This window comes from Collinsella aerofaciens (genome assembly GCF_027679495.1).
GTDB classification, from domain to species: Bacteria; Actinomycetota; Coriobacteriia; order Coriobacteriales; family Coriobacteriaceae; genus Collinsella; species Collinsella aerofaciens_AK.
This window is the reverse complement of record NZ_JAQEKC010000018.1, coordinates 1-16,283: the sequence shown is the minus strand read 5'-3', so window position 1 is coordinate 16,283 and position 16,283 is coordinate 1. Positions and strand designations below refer to the sequence as shown.

Sequence of the window (16,283 nt, the reverse complement as noted above, 5' to 3'; positions counted from 1 at the left end):
CATGAACACGATGACTGACGCTGCTGGCAAGGTCCAGGGCTGGGCGTTTTGCCGGGCGGCACATGTTCGTCAGCGCGCCAAGGAGCTACTGCAGGAGGAGAGTGCACAGGGTACCACCGAGTATGCCATCTTGGTCGGCGTGCTCGTGGTGATCGCGATTATCGCCATCGTCGCATTTAAGGGCAAGGTCCAAGATCTATGGAACGCTATCAGCGAGGGCATCAACAGCCTGTAGAGGGCGAGCGCCCCATCGGGGTGCTGCTGGTGTTTGCTTGCCTGACCGTGGCGATAGCGGCGGTGCTTTGGGGGCTTAACGCCGCGCGGCAGCAGCGTCCTGGGGCCGCCTTCGATTCGGGCTCAGATTCGGCGGTGGCGTCTCAAAAAGATGAGATGCGAGATGCGGACGATTCGGATGTCGCTGTCACGGCGCAAACCTTTCTGCGGACGCTCGACAAGCGGTCTGGCACTGCGACGGATTCGCCTGGGGACAACGCGATTACGGTCCGGCTTGCATGGTCTGAGGACCGACCGATGACCGAGGCGGCGGCGGATATGTTACGCGCCTACCGCGAGGTGCCAACGGCCCAGCTCGCCCTGAGCGGCTATCTTGATATTAAGGGCAACGTATGGGGCGCCATCGTGCGCGATGGGCGCGGCTGGGTCGATATGGTGACGGTTGCCGCGGATGCCGGCGATGCCTCGTGCCGCCTGCGCGTGATCCGCCTGAGCCCGCAGGCATCGAACTCAAAGGAGGGGTCGTGAAATGCATGACGTCCTGCGCGAGGAATCTGCCCAAGCGACTGTGGAATACGCCATCGTCACGGTGGCGCTGTTATCGATCGTGCTGGCGATTGTGGGACTTTGGCGTGCTGGCACCGATGGACGCTTGGCGGCGCTGGTTGAGCGGGCGGCATCCCATGGCGTTGCCTCGACGTCGGTTATCGACGCCGCTGCGGGCGCTAAGGACATCGCGTTGTATTGATATCGCGCGCGAGGACTGGGCGCAGTCTACGGTCGAGGCCGCTTTTTTGCTGCCGACGTTTCTGACGCTCATCCTTCTCGCACTGCAACCGGTGTGCCTGCTTTATACGCGCGCGGTCATGGAGTCTGCCGCCGCCGAGACCGCGCGGCTCATGATCACGACGACGGCGGAGGACGACGATCTTAAGGAGTTCACCCGCCGCCGGCTTGCCGCAGTGCCCAACGTTTCGATCTTTCATGCCGGCGGGCCGTTGTCGTGGGATATTGAGCTTAGCCGGGCCGATGCGGGTGGCGTCTCGTCCGTGTCCGTTTCCGGCGAGGTCAAGCCGTTGCCTGTGATCGGTGCGTTTGCGCAGGCTATGGGTGGTACCGCCGAGGGTGGCTACGTTGAGCTCAAGGTCGATGTCTCGTATCAATCACGTCCCGAATGGCTGGAGGGAGATTATGATTCGTGGATTGCTGCATGGGATTAAGCGTTTCTGGTCTAGACGCGTTTTGACGCGCCGTCCGAGCTGCCATCGCAAGCGAGGCGGCTTTATGGGCCGCGCCGGTATCGACCTGTTTATCGAAGACGGTGCCTACACCACGCTTTCTTCTGCCGTGGTCATCCTAGTGGTGCTCACGTTGTTGTTTTCGTCGACCGCGGCGATATGGAGCATGTCGCGCGCGGGGGACACCCAGGTGGCGGCCGATAGCGGCGCGCTGGCGGGTGCCAACGTAGTGTCGTCCTATCACACGGCTGCCACGGTGGTTGATGCGAGCATCTTGAGTCTGGGGCTAGCGGGGTTTGCCACGATCGGGACGGGCCTGGTCGCCATCCTCATCCCGGGTGCCGAACCAGTTGCCGGCAATATGGTCGACACCGGGATTGAGATCATTAAAACGCGCAACAAGTTTGCCAAAAGCGCATCGGAAGGCTTGCAGAAAATCGAGACGGCTCTGCCGTATCTGATTGCCGCGCGTGCCACGCAGGCGGTGTCGGCGCAGGATACCGATAGTGTGACCTATACCGGTACGGCGCTTGCCGTGCCCAGGACGTCCGAGTCGGATTTCGTTGCGCTCGAGGGTTCTGAGATCTCGACCGATGCCATTAAAGACACATCGAAAGATCTGGAGCGCGCAGCAGATGAGCTGCAGAAGGCCTTGGAGGAGACGGCGAAAGCAAAAGAACGCGCCTGGCTTGCGGATTGCGGTGGATCGGTTCCGGCTTCGGTCGGTAGCTGTTCATGCATGTGGGAACGTACGAGGAGTTTGGCAAAGCTCTCGGGTGAGCAGAACCCGCATTATGCCTCGAGCATTTCGTGGGAGCCACAGGTGGCGCTCGACCGCGCGAAGACCTACTACCGTCAACGCCTGGCAGACGAAAAACCGCAGGGTTCAAGCGTCGAGACGAAGGCGGAGTCGGCGGCGCGCAAGGCGTTTTACACCTATGCGAGTACAGAGGTCAATCGTGCATATGTAACCGAGGACGGAGATGAAGTCGCTTCCTATATCCCGCTGTTGCCGCGCAACACTGACGAGGTGCGAGCGACGGAACTCTATACCGATACGGTGTGGCCAACCAGTGCCATCGATGGCAAGACGTATCTGCATTACGGAACGAGTTGCCCCAACTATAAGAAGGGGGCGCCATGCGGGCTGGCCTCGGTTGCTGCTTATGACGGGCAGGACAAATGCAATAGATGCCATTTTGGTGTTTCGTCGCTCGGTGCCGTTGCGGCTCCTTCGACTTCTATCGAAAACGGCTTTGAGTACCACTTTGATCGATTCAAAGAGGCTCTGGAAGACTACGTCGAATGCCGCAACAAAGAACTCGAACTTGAGCGTCAGACCGAGGATGAGGCCGACCGTGCGGGCAATGCGTTTGACCAGGCCATTAAAGCGCTTTCCGGCGAGCGCCCGCGTATCGCCCCACCTGGCCGCAACGGCGTGGTCGCCTTTGCAGTTTCGGGTGACATTACCAGCCCCGATCAACTTAACTCCTCGTTTAACGCGGCAGTCAGGCTTGGCGATCGCGGTGCTATCTCTGCCGCGGTGCTGGCGCCCGATGAGGCGACGGCGCAAAACAACGTGCTTTCGCGATTTTTCTCGACATTGAAGGAACGCTCGGGCGGCGTTGCCGGCGTGCTCGACGGCGTCATGGATGTTTGGGGACGGCTACTCGTGGGATACGGAGACATCCAAGGTTCGGCCGACGAACTTATGGACGAGATGATTAAAGACCTAGGAGGGGGCAGCGGTGCGTTGGGCTCCATTGCATCGTGGCTCGGCGATACCGTTTCGGCGTCCGTGGCGGCGCTGGGTTTGGAACCGTGCGACTTGCGCCTGCGAAAGCCGGTGCTGACCGATTCCGCCAACGTCATTAAGAGTCCGGGGTCTGACATTGCGGGTCTCTCTCAAACGCAAGACAAACTGCGAAGTATTCCGTTGGGCGTGACCGATCCCAGGGCGCTTTGCGAGGCGTTGGAATATCAAGTCGAACGCACCATTAGCGGTACGGTGTTCACACTTGCGGAGATTCCTCTGCCCGGCGGCGGCTCCATCCCGCTCACCGTCGATGTCGCCACGCTGGTTGGCGCTCTGGGCGGTGGGTCGTAATGAGTATCCGCATGCGTCTGCGCGAGGAGCGCGCCCAAGCGACGGTTGAGATGGCAGTGGTTACGCCCGTTTTGCTGGTGCTGGCACTCATCGTGTACAACGTCATGATCTTTGCCAGCGCTGTTGCGCGCTTCGACCGCGTGGTGCCCGACATCGTGTTGGCGCACGCCGTGGCGTCGGAGGGGGAGGGCGACGAAAGCTCTGCCGATGCCTCGGCGACGGTTCAGACTCAAATTCTGAATGCCATGGAAGGCTATGACTTGCAGATCGAAGTGTCGAGCGAGCAAGGCGCGGAGGCATCGGATGGTGGCCTGCTCTCCCTATCCGGTACGTTTAGGACCTACACCTGCACCATGCACTATGAGCCGTGGCCGACTTCTCTCAGCATCGCTGGCGTTCCGCTGGGGGCGCCGACAACGTTGTCGCACGAGCGTGCGGTGACGGTCGATCCATGGCGTCCGGGGGTGGTCATGTGACCGCGGTCTCGTCCTACATCGTCTACGCGCGGGCACTCAATAGGCTGGGTTGGACGCCGGCCGAGTTTGTGGTGGCGGAGTCGTTTGTCGTGCGCCTGCGCGGCATGCTGGGACGGCGTCCGGTTGCCGCCAACGGCCTGCCGCTCGTCATGGCGTTTCCACGCTGCTCTTCGGTCCATACGTGTTTTATGGCCTATCCCATCGACATCGCCTTCATCGATCGCGACGGCAATATCCTCGCGCGCTACGAAAACGTCCGCCCTTGGCGCATGTGCTCCTGCCCCGGCGCCTGGGCCGTACTAGAGCGTCCTTCAATCATTGTTTCGACCCCTGCTCTCCAACGCGTGCCGGCTTAAGAATTGGCGACAGTGGACTTTCGTCATACGAAATTGGGTAAGATGGAGGAGAAGATGCATGGATGTTGAGATTCATCCCAACGCTAAAAAGCACCTGACGGAAAAGCAGGTGCTTAGCGCTTGGCTTGCGGTTACTGAGTGCATTCGTCGCGAGTCGAAGGACGAGCCGCCGAGATGGCTTGCGATTGGATGGCTCCCAGACGGACGAAGCGTGGAGCTTGTCGCGGTCGAGCTTGTCCGTGGGTGGCTTATCATTCATGCCTTGTCTCCAGTCCAGAAGAAATTTTGGCAGGAGATTGAACAGGCTCGGCAAAGGGGTCGATGATGGGCAAGACGTATACGGCCGCTAATGGTCAGGTTGTAACGGATGAAATGATTGACGCGTGGTGCGAGTCGTACGAGCGCGGAGAGTTTCCGGATGGCGAACACACCGTTGGTGGGATCGTGCATGGACGGCCCCCGCTCTCAGGTGAGGGGACGGCAACGCTGTCGGTCAAGATTCCTCTGGGAATGAAGGAGGCCATTCGTCGACGGGCGGCTGCCGAGGGGATGACGCCAAGTGAGTTTGCCCGTGCGGCTCTGAGTGAAAAACTTCTTGCTGCCGGCTGATGCCTCTGACGTGCCGATTTATAGAACCGAGGCTGTGCTCAAAAACTTTTTTAAAATTCTCGGTTGACCGGAACGCGTCCTTGGTTATACTAATCAAGCCTTGAAACAAGGCACACCTCAAATGGCTGGGTAGCTCAGTTGGTAGAGCAGAGGACTGAAAATCCTCGTGTCAGGGGTTCGATTCCCTTCCCCGCCACCTTGAATTGACTAGGACCTCTGCAAAGGGGTCCTTTTCTTTTATGTAGCCCATGCACGGAATCGAACCCCGTGAGGGCGCGGAGCTGAGGAAACGCGCAAGCGTTTTCCAGCGTAGCTCGCAAGGCGCGCAAGCGCCGCAGCGGTCCGTCCGCGCAGCGCGCGGACGCGATTCCCTTCCCCGCCACCTTGAATTGACTAGGACCTCTGCAAAGGGGTCCTTTTCTTTTATTGAGGGCTCTGCGGAAATTGCGTCCCGGAATTTGGCTTCAGAGTGGGATGCGCTTTCCGGCGCTTACTTCCGACGTGCGTGCACATCTCGGGCCCGCCCGCTCAGACATTCCTCCCGCTTTTGCGCCACTTTACAGACCGTTCGGTCGTCTGTCCGCATGCGCGGGTATACTCAAAACGATACTTTTCCTATGCAATACGATGCAGGCTCGGCCTGCACGATCCGAAGGGGGCAGTGATGGAGAGGATACTCGGCGTTAATCTCTCTGGCTGGTTTATTCCCGAGCCTTGGGTGACCCCGTCGCTATACGCGGCGACCGGTGCATCCAACGCGGCCGAGCTGCAGGAGGCCATGGGCACCGCCGCCTATAACGAGCGCATGCGCCGTCATTACGAGACGTTTGTGAGCGAGGACGATTTCCGTCGCATGGCGCAGATCGGCCTCAACGCCGTGCGCCTGCCGGTGCCTTGGTATGCCTTTGGCTCACAGGAGTCCGATGCCTCCTACATCTCGGTTGTCGATTACATCGACCGCGCGATTGAGTGGGCTGCCAAGTACAACATTCGCGTGCTGCTTGACCTGGCGACTGTGCCCGGTGGCCAGGGCGATTCCAACGATTCGCCCGCCACGCCGGAGGCTGTTGCCGAGTGGCATTCGTCCACCAACGGTCGTCATGTCGCACTCGACGTGCTCGAGCGCTTGGCCGATCGCTACGGCGAGGCCGAGAGCCTGCTGGGTATTGAGCTGCTGGATACGCCGCAGATGAGTGTCCGCAAGAGCCTCTTCACCATGACGGATGGCATTCCTGCTCACTACCTGCGCAATTTCTATCGCGATGCTTACGAGCTCGTCCGTTCGTATATGCCCGAGGATAAGATCGTCGTTTTCTCGTCGTCGGGGCATCCCAGCGAGTGGAAGCATTTTATGCGCGGCGCCAAGTACAAGAACGTCTACATGGACCTTCACCTGTACCATTACCGCGACGAGCATGCGCTCGACATCACGAGCCCCCGCGGGCTGACGACGGCGATTTCGCGTAACAAGCGCGAGCTTAAAGAAGCGATTTCAACTGGGTTCCCCGTGCTGGTGGGCGAATGGTCGGGCGCGGCGATCTTTGCCAACTCGTCGGTTACGCCCGAGGGCCGCAATGCCTACGAGCGCGTGTTTATCGCCAATCAGCTGGCTTCGTTTGCGCCGGCTGCCGGTTGGTTCTTCCAAACGTGGAAGACCGAGAAGCGCATTGCAGCATGGGACGCCCGCGCGGCGCTCGGCACGCTCGAGCGCGGCATGATTGAATAGGTTGATATGACGCAAAACAGCGCCCATACGGGCAAACTCTATGTGGTCGGCACGCCCATCGGCAACCTGGGCGACCTGTCCCCGCGCGTTGGCGAAGCCTTTGCCGCTGCCGATGTCATCTGCTGCGAAGACACGCGTGTGACGTCAAAGCTGCTGATGCACCTGGGCATTTCCAAGCCGCTTGTCCGTTGCGACGAGAATGTGATCGCCAGCCGCGCCGCCGGCCTGGTCGACCGCCTGCTGGCGGGGGAGACCCTCGCCTTTGCCTCGGACGCCGGCATGCCGAGCGTGTCCGATCCCGGCCAGGCGCTGGTCGAGGCGGCGCGTGAGGCCGATGTGCCCGTCGAAGTTATTCCCGGGCCTTCTGCTTGCGTCACGGCGCTCGTTTCGTCCGGCATTCCCTGCGAGCATTTCTTCTTCGAAGGCTTTTTGGGTCGCAAGCACGGCGACCGCGTGCGCCGACTGCAGCGTCTTGCCGTGGTGCCCGGCGCACTCATCTTCTACGAGTCTCCACATCGCATCGTGGCGACGCTCGAGGCCGTGGCGGAGGTCTTTCCCCAACGTGAGGTTGCCGTCTGCCGCGAACTCACCAAGCTGCACGAGGAGGTCTTGCGCGGGCCCGCCGCCCAGCTCGCCGAGGAGCTGCGTGCTCGCGGCGAGGTAAAGGGCGAGATTGCGCTGGTCATCGCGCCGCCGAGCGAAGATGAGGAGGCCGGTATCGTGCCGGTTGGCGCCGCGGCAGCGGATCCCGACGAGGCTCTGCGCGAGGATATCCGCGCCGCGCTCGAGGAGGGAGAGCCCGCCTCTGCGGTGGCCAAGCGCCTGTCGCAGAAGTACTCGCGCCGTAAGCGCGATGTCTATGCCATGGTGCTCGATATGCAATAGATGGAGGATATCCAGCCCTTGCGCTAGAATCATCCCCTGTATGCAACGTTTTTCTGGAGGACAAACCCCATGGATCAAAGTAAGCCTTCGTTCTTTATCACGACGCCCATCTACTACGTCAACGCCGATCCGCACCTGGGCACGGCTTATTCCACCATCATCGCCGACGTTCAGGCCCGTTATCGTCGCTCCGCCGGCTATAACGTCAAGTTCCTGACCGGCATGGACGAGCACGGCGAGAAGGTCGCCGAGGCCGCAGCCAAGCACAACATGACGCCGCAGGAGTGGACCGACAGCCAGGCTCCGCACTTCAAGGAGCTTTGGAGCAAGCTCGAGATCTCCAACGACGACTTCATCCGCACCACCGAGCCGCGCCAGCATCATGCCGTGCAGTACCTGTGGGAGCGCATGAAGGAGTCCGGCTACCTGTATAAGGGCAGCTACGACGGTTGGTATTGCGTGCCTGACGAGACCTACTTCACCGATACGCAGGTCCAGAAGGGCGACGAGGAGTACGGCAGCGTCGGCCAGCACCTGTGCCCCGACTGCCACCGTCCGCTTGAGCGCGTGCAGGAGGAGTCCTACTTCTTTAAGCTTTCCGCTTTCCAGGACAAGCTGCTCAAGCTTTACGACGAGCACCCCGACTTTGTCGAGCCTGCGTTCCGCATGAACGAGGTACGTAGCTTTGTCGAGGGCGGCCTTAATGACCTTTCCGTGAGCCGTACGAGCTTTGACTGGGGCATTCAGGTCCCGTTTGACGAGGGTCACGTGACCTACGTGTGGTTCGATGCGCTGCTCAACTATATGACGGCCGTCGGCTACGGTGTCGACACCGACGAGGCGCGTGCCGAGCTGGCCTATCGCTGGCCCGCGCAGTTCCACATCGTGGGCAAGGACATCATCCGCTTCCACTGCGTCATTTGGCCCGCCATGCTCATGGCCATCGGCGAGGCCCTGCCCGAGCACGTCTTTGCCCACGGCTTCCTGACCGTGCGCAATGCCGAGACCGGCAAGGCCGAGAAGATGTCCAAGAGCCGCGGCAACGCCATCGCTCCGCAGGACGTTATCGACATGTTGGGCGTCGAGGGCTATCGCTACTACTTTATGACCGACGTCGTCCCCGGCACCGACGGTGCCATCAGCTTCGATCGCATGGAGCAGGTCTACAACGCCGACCTGGCCAACAGCTGGGGCAACCTTATCTCGCGTTCGCTCAACATGAGCGGCAAGTACTTTGATGGTTGCGCGCCCGCCAAGCCCGCATCGTTCGATGCGTTCGACAACCCGCTGGCAAAGATCGCCGATGGTCTGGTCGAGCGCTACATGGCCAAGATGGACGTGCTCGATTATGGTGGAGCTAAGGACGAGGTCATGGAGCTCATCCATGCCGCCAACCACTACATCGAGGACTCCGAGCCCTGGGCGCTTGCCAAGGACGAGGCCAAGGCTGACGAGCTGGCGTTTGTGATCTACAACCTGCTCGAGGCCATCCGCATTGCCGCTCACCTGCTGATGCCGCTCATGCCCCAGACTTCTGCCGAGGCCCTGCGCCGCCTGTCCTGCGAGGACGAGGCCGCGAGCGACGACCTCAAGGGCATTTGCGCTTGGGGCCTGCTTGCCGGTGGTCAGCCCGTCGAGAAGGGCGAGCCGCTGTTCCCGCGTCTGGGCTAAGCCGCTGCGCGCCATATCGGCAATTTGCTGTTTAGCTGTAAGGGCATGGCCGCAACGGTCCATGCCCTTTTGCTTTACGATGCAGCCACCATGTTAAGGAGGCAACCATGACAACTTCGCCTTTGGCAAACCCCACGGCAACTAGGGAGCTGCTAGAGGAGTTTGGCCTTGCGACCAAGCATCGCCTGGGCCAGAACTTCCTGATCGACAACCATGTGATCGAACGTATCTGTGAGCTCGCTGAGCTTGCGGGCGATGAGCGCGTGCTCGAGGTCGGCCCGGGTTGCGGCACGCTGACGTTGGCCCTGCTGCAGGAGGCGGCGTGCGTTACGTCGATTGAGGCAGATCCCGAGCTCGAGCCGGTGCTCGATGCTCACGCCGCCGACTACGCCAACTTCCGCTTTATCATGGGCGACGCGCTTAAGGTGGGCCCGGAGCAGATTGAGCAGGCCGCCGGCGGCGAGCCCACGGTATTTGTCGCGAACTTGCCCTATAACGTGGCGGCGACAATCATCCTGCAGTTCTTCCAGACGATGCCCGCGCTCAAGCGCGCCGTCGTCATGGTGCAAAAGGAGGTTGCCGATCGCATTGCCGCAGTGCCGGGCAACAAGACCTATGGCGGCTATACGGCAAAGCTCGGCCTGTATGCGCAGGTGACGGGTCGCTTTGAGGTGCCGCCGCGTTGCTTTATGCCGGCGCCGCACGTGGACTCGGCCGTCGTGCGTATCGACCGTGTTGACGGCGTGGTACCCGAAGGACTCGATCGCGAATTTGTGGCCCGCGTGATTGATGCTGCATTTGCTCAGCGTCGCAAGACCATCCGCAATTCCATGAGCGCCAACGGTTTTGCCAAGGACGTGCTCGATGCCGCTTTTGAGGTTTGCGGTATCGCACCCACCACGCGCGCCGAGACGCTCGATGTTGCCGACTTTGTCCGTCTGGCCCGGGAGCTAATCCATGATGCCTAATGCCGAACGCGTGACGTTTACCAAGAAAAAGAAGACGGTTGCTTGTCCCGTGCCTTTGGCGCCGCTTGCCGACACGCATGCACATCTGCTTTCGTTTTGGGGCAAGGATGTGCCCGAGACGCTCCTGCGTGCCAAAGCCGCGGGCGTCGACCTGTTGGTGACGATGTTCGACCCCATTGCCGACAAGCGCAGCGTGGCGGACTATAGCGACTGGCTGGTGCGCGAGATTCTTCCGATGCAGGATATCCCGCAGATCAAGTATCTTGCCGGCGTGCATCCGTATGGCGCGCCGGACTATACCGACGACGTTCATGCACAGGTCGTTGCCGCACTTGATGACCCCTTATGCGCCGGTATTGGCGAAATCGGCCTGGACTATCACATGGACTATGACGACGATATCGCGCCGGCACCCCATAACGTGCAGATTGATTGCATGGCGCGCCAGCTCGAGCTTGCCGTGCGCCGCAATGTGCCGGTGGAGCTGCACCTGCGTCACGAGGACTCGGATGGGGAGCGCACCTCGCACGTTGATGCGTACAACGTACTGCGCGAGGTGGGTGTGCCCCAGGCTGGTTGTGTGCTGCACTGTTTTGGCGAGGACCGCGCCACGATGGAGCGCTTTGTGGATTTGGGCTGCTATATCGCCTATGGCGGTGCGGCCACCTTTAAGCGCAACGACGATGTGCGCGAGGCATTTGCGGCAACCCCACTCGATCGAATTTTGTTCGAGACGGATTGCCCGTATATGGCTCCGGAGCCCATCCGCGGTCTTGAATGCGAGCCCGCAATGATCTCCATTACGGCAAACACGCTGGTCAACGACCGTGTCGATCGTACCGGCGAGGATGCTGAGGCAATCGCGCAAGCCGCTTGGGAGAATGCCTGCAAACTTTTTCAAAAATAGTTCTTGCGTTCGTGGTGGCGCTCCGTTATTCTAATTCCTGCACGCGGGCGTGGCGGAATTGGCAGACGCGTACGGTTCAGGTCCGTATGGGGGCAACCCCATGAAGGTTCAAGTCCTTTCGCCCGCACCATTAAATTAAAGAGCTCCCAGCAATGGGAGCTTTTTTGTTATGGGCCCATCACAGGGACTTGAACCTGTGAAGGAGCGAGCGTAAAGAAAACGCGGAGCGTTTTTAGCGAGCTGGCGAGGACGCCGGCAGGCGGCCGAAGCCGGTGCGGATCCGCGAAGCGGATACGCGGACGTCCTTTCGCCCGCACCATTAAATGAAAGAGCTCCCAGCAATGGGAGCTTTTTTGTTATGGGCCTCTTGTTGATGTCATGTTGCTGCTTCGTGCGGGTATCCTAGTGCCAACGTGTGCCTATCAGAGGAGAGACCATGCTGTTGTCCGGTATCATCGCCGCCCTTACCAGCCTTTTGATTCCCATCATCATCCTGTTGCTGCTGCTTCCTAACGCCTGCTATGTCGTTGAACAACAGCATGCCGTGATCATTGAGCGTCTGGGCAAGTTTAACCGCATCGTCAACGCGGGCTTCCACATGAAGGTGCCCGTGATCGACCGCAAGGCCGCCACGGTGAGTCTGCGCACCATGAAAAACGGTTTTGGCATCGACGTTAAGACCCAGGACAACGTGACCATCGGCCTTGAGGTCTCTGCTCAGTACCACGTGAGCTATGACATGGGCGCCGGCCCGGCAGATTCGGGCATCTACAAGAGCTACTATATGCTGCAGGAGCCCGTCGACCAGATGCGTGACTTCATCACCGACGCTCTGCGCTCTTCGATTCCCGTCTACACACTCGATGAGGTCTTTGCCAAGAAGGATGACATCGCCAAGGACGTTAATGCCACCGTGTCCGAGCAGATGGCTGCCTACGGCTTCACCCTCGTGTCGACACTCATCACCAAAATCGCGCTGCCGACCGAGGTCGAGAACTCCATGAACGACATCAACGCTGCCCAGCGCAAGCGCGCTGCGGCACAGGAGCTCGCTGAGGCCGACCGCATCAAGCGCGTCACCGAGGCGACCGCCGAGGCCGAGGCAATGGAAAAGGCGGGCGAGGGCATCGCCAACCAGCGCAAGGCCATCGCGCTGGGTATCAAAGATTCGCTCGAGATCATCCAAGAGACGGGTGTCGGCAATGACGAGGCCAACCAACTGTTCATGTTTACGCAGTGGTCCGAGATGATGACGGAGTTCGCTCGCACGGGTAAAACCTCGACGGTCGTGCTGCCGAGCGACTTTTCGCAGTCGGCCTCGATGTTCGAGCAGATGCTGACCGCCGGCAAAGTTCAAAACGATTCGAAGGAGTAGACGCGCGTGAAATACACCGTCGTTTGCGTCGGTAAGCTCAAGGAGCGCTTTTGGAAGGACGCGTGCGCTGAGTACACCAAGCGCCTAGGCGCCTATGCCAAGGTTGATATCCGCGAGGTGGCCGATATCGACCCGGCTAAGGCGGGCGGCGTGGATGCCGCGCGCGACAAGGAGGGGGCGGCAATTCTTGCTGCATTGCCGTCTCGAGCGCATGTGATCCTGCTGGCTATCGAGGGCAAGGAGCGTTCGAGTGAGGAGCTCTCGGCGAGGCTCGACGATCTTATGCTGCGAGGCAGCAGCGACATCGCCTTTGTGATTGGCGGTTCGGACGGCGTGAGCGATGAGGTGCGCGCCCGCGCCGACGAGATGCTCAGCTTTGGACGCATTACCTTGCCGCATAACTTGGCGCGCGTGGTGCTGCTGGAGCAAATCTACCGCGCCTGCAAGATCAGCCGTGGCGAGCCGTATCACAAATAGGTCGGCAATACGAAACAATGGCGTGGGACAATAGCTTTCGTTTTGAAGAGCGTGTCTGAGAGGACTATGAGATATGAAGATTGGATTTGTCGGTTTTGGCAATATGGCGAGCGCTATGGCCGATGGCTGGATCGCTGCCGGTGTAGCTGCGAGCGACATGTGCGCCTGCGCGGGTCGCTACGACGCACTGGTTGAGCGCTGCGAGGCGCGCGGCATGGTCGCCTGCCACGATGCCGCCGAGGTTGTCTCCGCATCCGATATCGTGGTCGCTGCGGTCAAGCCGTACATGATCGAGAAGGTATTCGCCCCGCTCAAGGATGCTCTTGCCAAAAAGGTCGTTCTGTCGGTTGCCTGGACCTGGGACAGTGCCAAGTGGGAGCAGGTCCTGCCGGGCGTCGCGCATATCTCGACGGTGCCCAACACACCGGTTTCGGTGGGCGAGGGCGTCATCGCTTGCGAGAAGGCTTCCACGCTTAGTGATGAACAGAGCGCAGTGGTGCTTGATCTGCTTGGCAAGCTCGGTGCGGTGGTTGAGCTCGATACGAGCCTGCTGTTTGTGGGCGGCACGGTGGGTGGTTGCGCTCCGGCATTCGTCGCCATGGCGATCGAGGCCCTGAGCGATGCGGCGGTCAAGCACGGTATCCCGCGCGCCGATGCCTATCGCATTGTGAGCCAGATGGTGCTGGGTACGGCAAAGCTGCAGCTCGCAACCGGTCAGCATCCCGCAGCGATGAAGGATGCCGTGTGCTCGCCCGGCGGTGCCACCATCAAGGGCGTCGTCGCGCTCGAGGACGCCGGCATGCGCAGCGCCCTGGTCAAGGCAATCGACGCAACCCTCCAGTAAAACCTGCTATTTAGGGACAGGTTTATTTTGGCAGGTTTTTCCTGCTGTTTTGTCCTTTTAGCGAAAAGCGCCCCGCAACTGGTTCAATTCCAGTTGCGGGGCGCTTGCGTTTGCCCAGATAAAACCGACCAAAATAAACCTGTCCCTTTTTGGCGAGTTAGTCCCAGAAGCTGTTTTCTTCGTCCTCGGACTTGGGGCCGCGGTCGACATACATCTTATGGGTGCGCTTCTCCATTACAAAGGCAAGAATCGCAAACAGCAGGATGCCGCCGGCGAAAAGGATGGCAAAACCGGTGCGGGTGCCAAACAAAAAGGAAAAAACTGCGTCCATTGGGTGCCTTCTTGCGTAGTTGAGTTGGGTCGTAAACGCTCATAAGTATATACTTGCCCATACATGTACAAGGTTGCAACCTAAATGGAATGTATATCGCCGGAGGATCTAATGCTTGATATCAAGTTTGTTCGCGAGAACCCCGATGCCATCGATGTCGCCATGGCTAACCGCCAGACGTCTTGGGATCGCGAGAAGTTCTTTGAGCTCGACGACGAGCGCCGTGCCGTCATCACCGAGGTCGAGGAGCTCCAGGCTACGCGCAATGCCGAGTCCAAGAAGATCGGCGCCCTGATGAAGGAGGGCAAGAAGGACGAGGCCGAGGCCGCCAAGGAGGCCGTGCGCGCCGTCAACGAGAAGATTGACGGTCTGGCCGAGCGCCGTACTGCTCTCGAGCAGGAGCAGTACGACTTCATGGCTCACCTGTCCAACATTCCTTGCGAGGCCACGCCGTACGGCAAGGACGAGGACGAGAATATTGAGCGCCGTCGTTGGGGCACCCCGCGCGAGTTCGACTTCGACTTTAAGCCGCATTGGGATCTGGGCACCGATCTGGACATCCTCGACTTCGAGCGCGGCAACAAGCTCTCCGGCAGCCGTTTTACCGTTCTCGGTGGCGCTGGCGCCCGCCTGGAGCGCGCCCTCATCAACTTCTTCCTCGATACGCACACCAGCCGTGGCTTTAAGGAGTGGTGGCCGCCCATCGTCGTCAAGCGTCAGACCATGTTTGGCACGGGTCAGCTGCCCAAGTTCGAGGACGACGCCTATCACGTCTCGGGCGACAACTTCCTGATCCCCACCGCCGAGGTCGTGCTTACCAACCTGCACGCCGGCGAGGTCCTCGATGCCGACACTCTGCCGCGCCGCTACACCGCCTTCACCCCCTGCTTCCGCGAGGAGGCCGGTTCCGCCGGTCGCGACACCCGCGGCATCATCCGTCAGCACGAGTTCGACAAGGTCGAGATGGTCAAGTTCGCTAAGCCGGAGGAGTCTGACGAGGAGCTTGAGAGCATGACCGCCGAGGCCGAGTTCCTGCTTCAGCAGCTGGGCCTTCCGTATCGCGTGATTAGCCTGTGCACCGGCGACCTGGGCTTCTCTGCCCGTCAGACCTACGACATCGAGGTCTGGCTGCCGAGCTACAACGCCTACAAGGAGATCAGCTCCTGCTCCAACTGCGGCGACTTCCAGGCCCGTCGCGCCAACATCAAGTATCGCGACCCCGAGAACTTCAAGGGCTCGCGCTACCTGCACACCCTCAACGGTTCCGGCCTGCCGGCTGGCCGCACCATGGCCGCCATCCTGGAGAACTACCAGAACGCCGACGGCACCATCACGATCCCTGAGGTTCTTCGTCCTTACATGGGCGGCCTCGAGAAGATCGAGCCGGTCGCGTAGGTTGCCTGCATAAGCGATTTGCGAGGGCGCTCCTTTTTGGGGCGCCCTTTTTGTGCGCAAAGCCTTACCATATCGTGCGGACAGCTCAATAGAAAACACACGAACAAACGTTCTGTATACAGCCATCTACCTGCTATGCTTTTGTTAAATTGAAGCGAGAGGAAGGGGATGCGATGGAGCTGTTTGATGAACGGGTAGTTTTGTTTGAGAGCGATGAAGGTGGGGAGCACCTACTAGTTACGTGTGAGCCATCGGGTATGGGTGGTTTGGTGGTGCGGCAGACGAGCGAGGGTCCGTTAACCCAATGGTGCTTTGAGGAGTCGCTGCATGTAGTTGAGACCTTTGTGACGCACGAGGGGCTTGTGGCGCTTGAGCAGTTCTATGGAGTTGGGACTTCTAACCAGGTAGCGCGCATGCTGAGCATCTCGTTTGCCGATTATGACTGCGCCCAGCGGGTGCGTTCGCTTTTGAGGGAACTCGGTGCCGGGTTCGATGTGGTTGAAAAACCGATTGATCGCATTGGGGATGTTGGCGCATGCGGAGCTGCGTGAGGAGCATATTCTCGAAAAAAGTTTGAGATTGTGCTTGACTCCAACTAACTAAAGTGGTTTTATATGTCTTGCGCTGCGGCGTTACCTCAGCTGGATAGAGGGTCTGACTACGAATCAGAACGTCATAGGTTCG

At 60.0% G+C, this 16,283-nt stretch carries 20 protein-coding genes and 2 tRNA genes; 21 read left to right on the top strand and 1 reads right to left on the bottom strand.

Features of this window, described 5'->3' with window-relative positions; genetic code table 11:
* Position 1 precedes the first annotated feature (1 nt).
* The 19 genes from PGW49_RS07425 (at position 2) to proC (ending at position 13,873) form a co-directional block, all read left to right on the top strand.
* On the top strand, positions 2-235 hold the full coding sequence (locus PGW49_RS07425) for a hypothetical protein (protein ID WP_089572694.1): 234 nt from the start codon (positions 2-4) through the stop codon (positions 233-235).
* Positions 199-762: a hypothetical protein gene (locus PGW49_RS07420; protein WP_217495597.1), complete on the top strand. Its 564-nt coding sequence runs from the start codon at positions 199-201 to the stop codon at positions 760-762. Before PGW49_RS07425 ends, PGW49_RS07420 begins: the two co-directional genes overlap by 37 nt.
* A 1-nt stretch (position 763) precedes the next feature.
* Positions 764-982 carry a hypothetical protein gene (locus PGW49_RS07415; protein WP_138113972.1) on the top strand — a complete coding sequence of 73 codons (219 nt, stop codon included), beginning with the start codon at positions 764-766 and terminating at the stop codon, positions 980-982.
* Positions 918-1,454, top strand: a complete 537-nt coding sequence (locus PGW49_RS07410; RefSeq protein WP_138113974.1) for a TadE/TadG family type IV pilus assembly protein — start codon at positions 918-920, stop codon at positions 1,452-1,454. The genes PGW49_RS07415 and PGW49_RS07410 overlap by 65 nt, the downstream gene beginning before the upstream one ends.
* On the top strand, positions 1,426-3,579 hold the full coding sequence (locus PGW49_RS07405) for a hypothetical protein (protein WP_270226107.1): 2,154 nt from the start codon (positions 1,426-1,428) through the stop codon (positions 3,577-3,579). Before PGW49_RS07410 ends, PGW49_RS07405 begins: the two co-directional genes overlap by 29 nt.
* Positions 3,579-4,055, top strand: coding sequence for a TadE/TadG family type IV pilus assembly protein (locus tag PGW49_RS07400; protein ID WP_055285913.1), 477 nt, complete (start codon positions 3,579-3,581; stop codon positions 4,053-4,055). Before PGW49_RS07405 ends, PGW49_RS07400 begins: the two co-directional genes overlap by 1 nt.
* Entirely contained in the window at positions 4,031-4,411 is a 381-nt protein-coding gene (locus PGW49_RS07395) for a DUF192 domain-containing protein (protein WP_138113976.1), read from the top strand. The genes PGW49_RS07400 and PGW49_RS07395 overlap by 25 nt, the downstream gene beginning before the upstream one ends.
* A 58-nt stretch (positions 4,412-4,469) precedes the next feature.
* Positions 4,470-4,736 carry a hypothetical protein gene (locus PGW49_RS07390; RefSeq protein WP_117736226.1) on the top strand — a complete coding sequence of 89 codons (267 nt, stop codon included), beginning with the start codon at positions 4,470-4,472 and terminating at the stop codon, positions 4,734-4,736.
* Complete coding sequence (locus PGW49_RS07385; protein WP_035137167.1) at positions 4,736-5,020, top strand: ATP-binding protein; 285 nt, start codon at positions 4,736-4,738, stop codon at positions 5,018-5,020. The genes PGW49_RS07390 and PGW49_RS07385 overlap by 1 nt, the downstream gene beginning before the upstream one ends.
* Positions 5,021-5,143: 123 nt before the next feature.
* A tRNA-Phe gene (locus PGW49_RS07380) sits at positions 5,144-5,216 on the top strand.
* Between the two features lie 468 nt (positions 5,217-5,684).
* Positions 5,685-6,746 carry a glycoside hydrolase family 5 protein gene (locus tag PGW49_RS07375; RefSeq protein ID WP_138113978.1) on the top strand — a complete coding sequence of 354 codons (1,062 nt, stop codon included), beginning with the start codon at positions 5,685-5,687 and terminating at the stop codon, positions 6,744-6,746.
* Between the two features lie 6 nt (positions 6,747-6,752).
* Positions 6,753-7,631 (top strand): 16S rRNA (cytidine(1402)-2'-O)-methyltransferase, encoded by an 879-nt coding sequence (gene rsmI / locus PGW49_RS07370; protein ID WP_035136820.1) that lies wholly within the window; start codon positions 6,753-6,755, stop codon positions 7,629-7,631.
* Positions 7,632-7,700: 69 nt separating this feature from the next.
* Positions 7,701-9,302 carry a methionine--tRNA ligase gene (gene metG / locus PGW49_RS07365; protein ID WP_161145124.1) on the top strand — a complete coding sequence of 534 codons (1,602 nt, stop codon included), beginning with the start codon at positions 7,701-7,703 and terminating at the stop codon, positions 9,300-9,302.
* Between the two features lie 107 nt (positions 9,303-9,409).
* Positions 9,410-10,270: a 16S rRNA (adenine(1518)-N(6)/adenine(1519)-N(6))-dimethyltransferase RsmA gene (rsmA, locus tag PGW49_RS07360; protein ID WP_161145123.1), complete on the top strand. Its 861-nt coding sequence runs from the start codon at positions 9,410-9,412 to the stop codon at positions 10,268-10,270.
* Positions 10,260-11,177: a TatD family hydrolase gene (locus PGW49_RS07355; RefSeq protein WP_161145122.1), complete on the top strand. Its 918-nt coding sequence runs from the start codon at positions 10,260-10,262 to the stop codon at positions 11,175-11,177. Before rsmA ends, PGW49_RS07355 begins: the two co-directional genes overlap by 11 nt.
* A 43-nt stretch (positions 11,178-11,220) precedes the next feature.
* A tRNA-Leu gene (locus PGW49_RS07350) sits at positions 11,221-11,307 on the top strand.
* Positions 11,308-11,613: 306 nt separating this feature from the next.
* Positions 11,614-12,552, top strand: coding sequence for an SPFH domain-containing protein (locus PGW49_RS07345; protein WP_270226098.1), 939 nt, complete (start codon positions 11,614-11,616; stop codon positions 12,550-12,552).
* A gap of 6 nt (positions 12,553-12,558) precedes the next feature.
* A complete protein-coding gene (rlmH, locus tag PGW49_RS07340) occupies positions 12,559-13,029 on the top strand; it encodes a 23S rRNA (pseudouridine(1915)-N(3))-methyltransferase RlmH (RefSeq protein WP_035136824.1) in 471 nt (156 codons plus the stop codon).
* A gap of 73 nt (positions 13,030-13,102) precedes the next feature.
* Positions 13,103-13,873, top strand: coding sequence for a pyrroline-5-carboxylate reductase (proC, locus tag PGW49_RS07335; protein ID WP_270226097.1), 771 nt, complete (start codon positions 13,103-13,105; stop codon positions 13,871-13,873).
* A gap of 157 nt (positions 13,874-14,030) precedes the next feature.
* Here the strand turns inward: proC and PGW49_RS07330 are convergent, their stop codons facing one another.
* Positions 14,031-14,204, bottom strand: coding sequence for a DUF6724 family protein (locus tag PGW49_RS07330; protein ID WP_195621211.1), 174 nt, complete (start codon positions 14,202-14,204; stop codon positions 14,031-14,033).
* A gap of 111 nt (positions 14,205-14,315) precedes the next feature.
* Here PGW49_RS07330 and serS point away from each other — a divergent pair, with 111 nt between their 5' ends.
* Together serS and PGW49_RS07320 are read left to right on the top strand one after the other, a co-directional pair.
* Positions 14,316-15,599, top strand: a complete 1,284-nt coding sequence (gene serS, locus PGW49_RS07325) for a serine--tRNA ligase (RefSeq protein WP_270226094.1) — start codon at positions 14,316-14,318, stop codon at positions 15,597-15,599.
* Positions 15,600-15,772: 173 nt separating this feature from the next.
* Positions 15,773-16,150, top strand: coding sequence for a hypothetical protein (locus PGW49_RS07320; RefSeq protein ID WP_195624895.1), 378 nt, complete (start codon positions 15,773-15,775; stop codon positions 16,148-16,150).
* Positions 16,151-16,283: the final 133 nt, after the last annotated feature.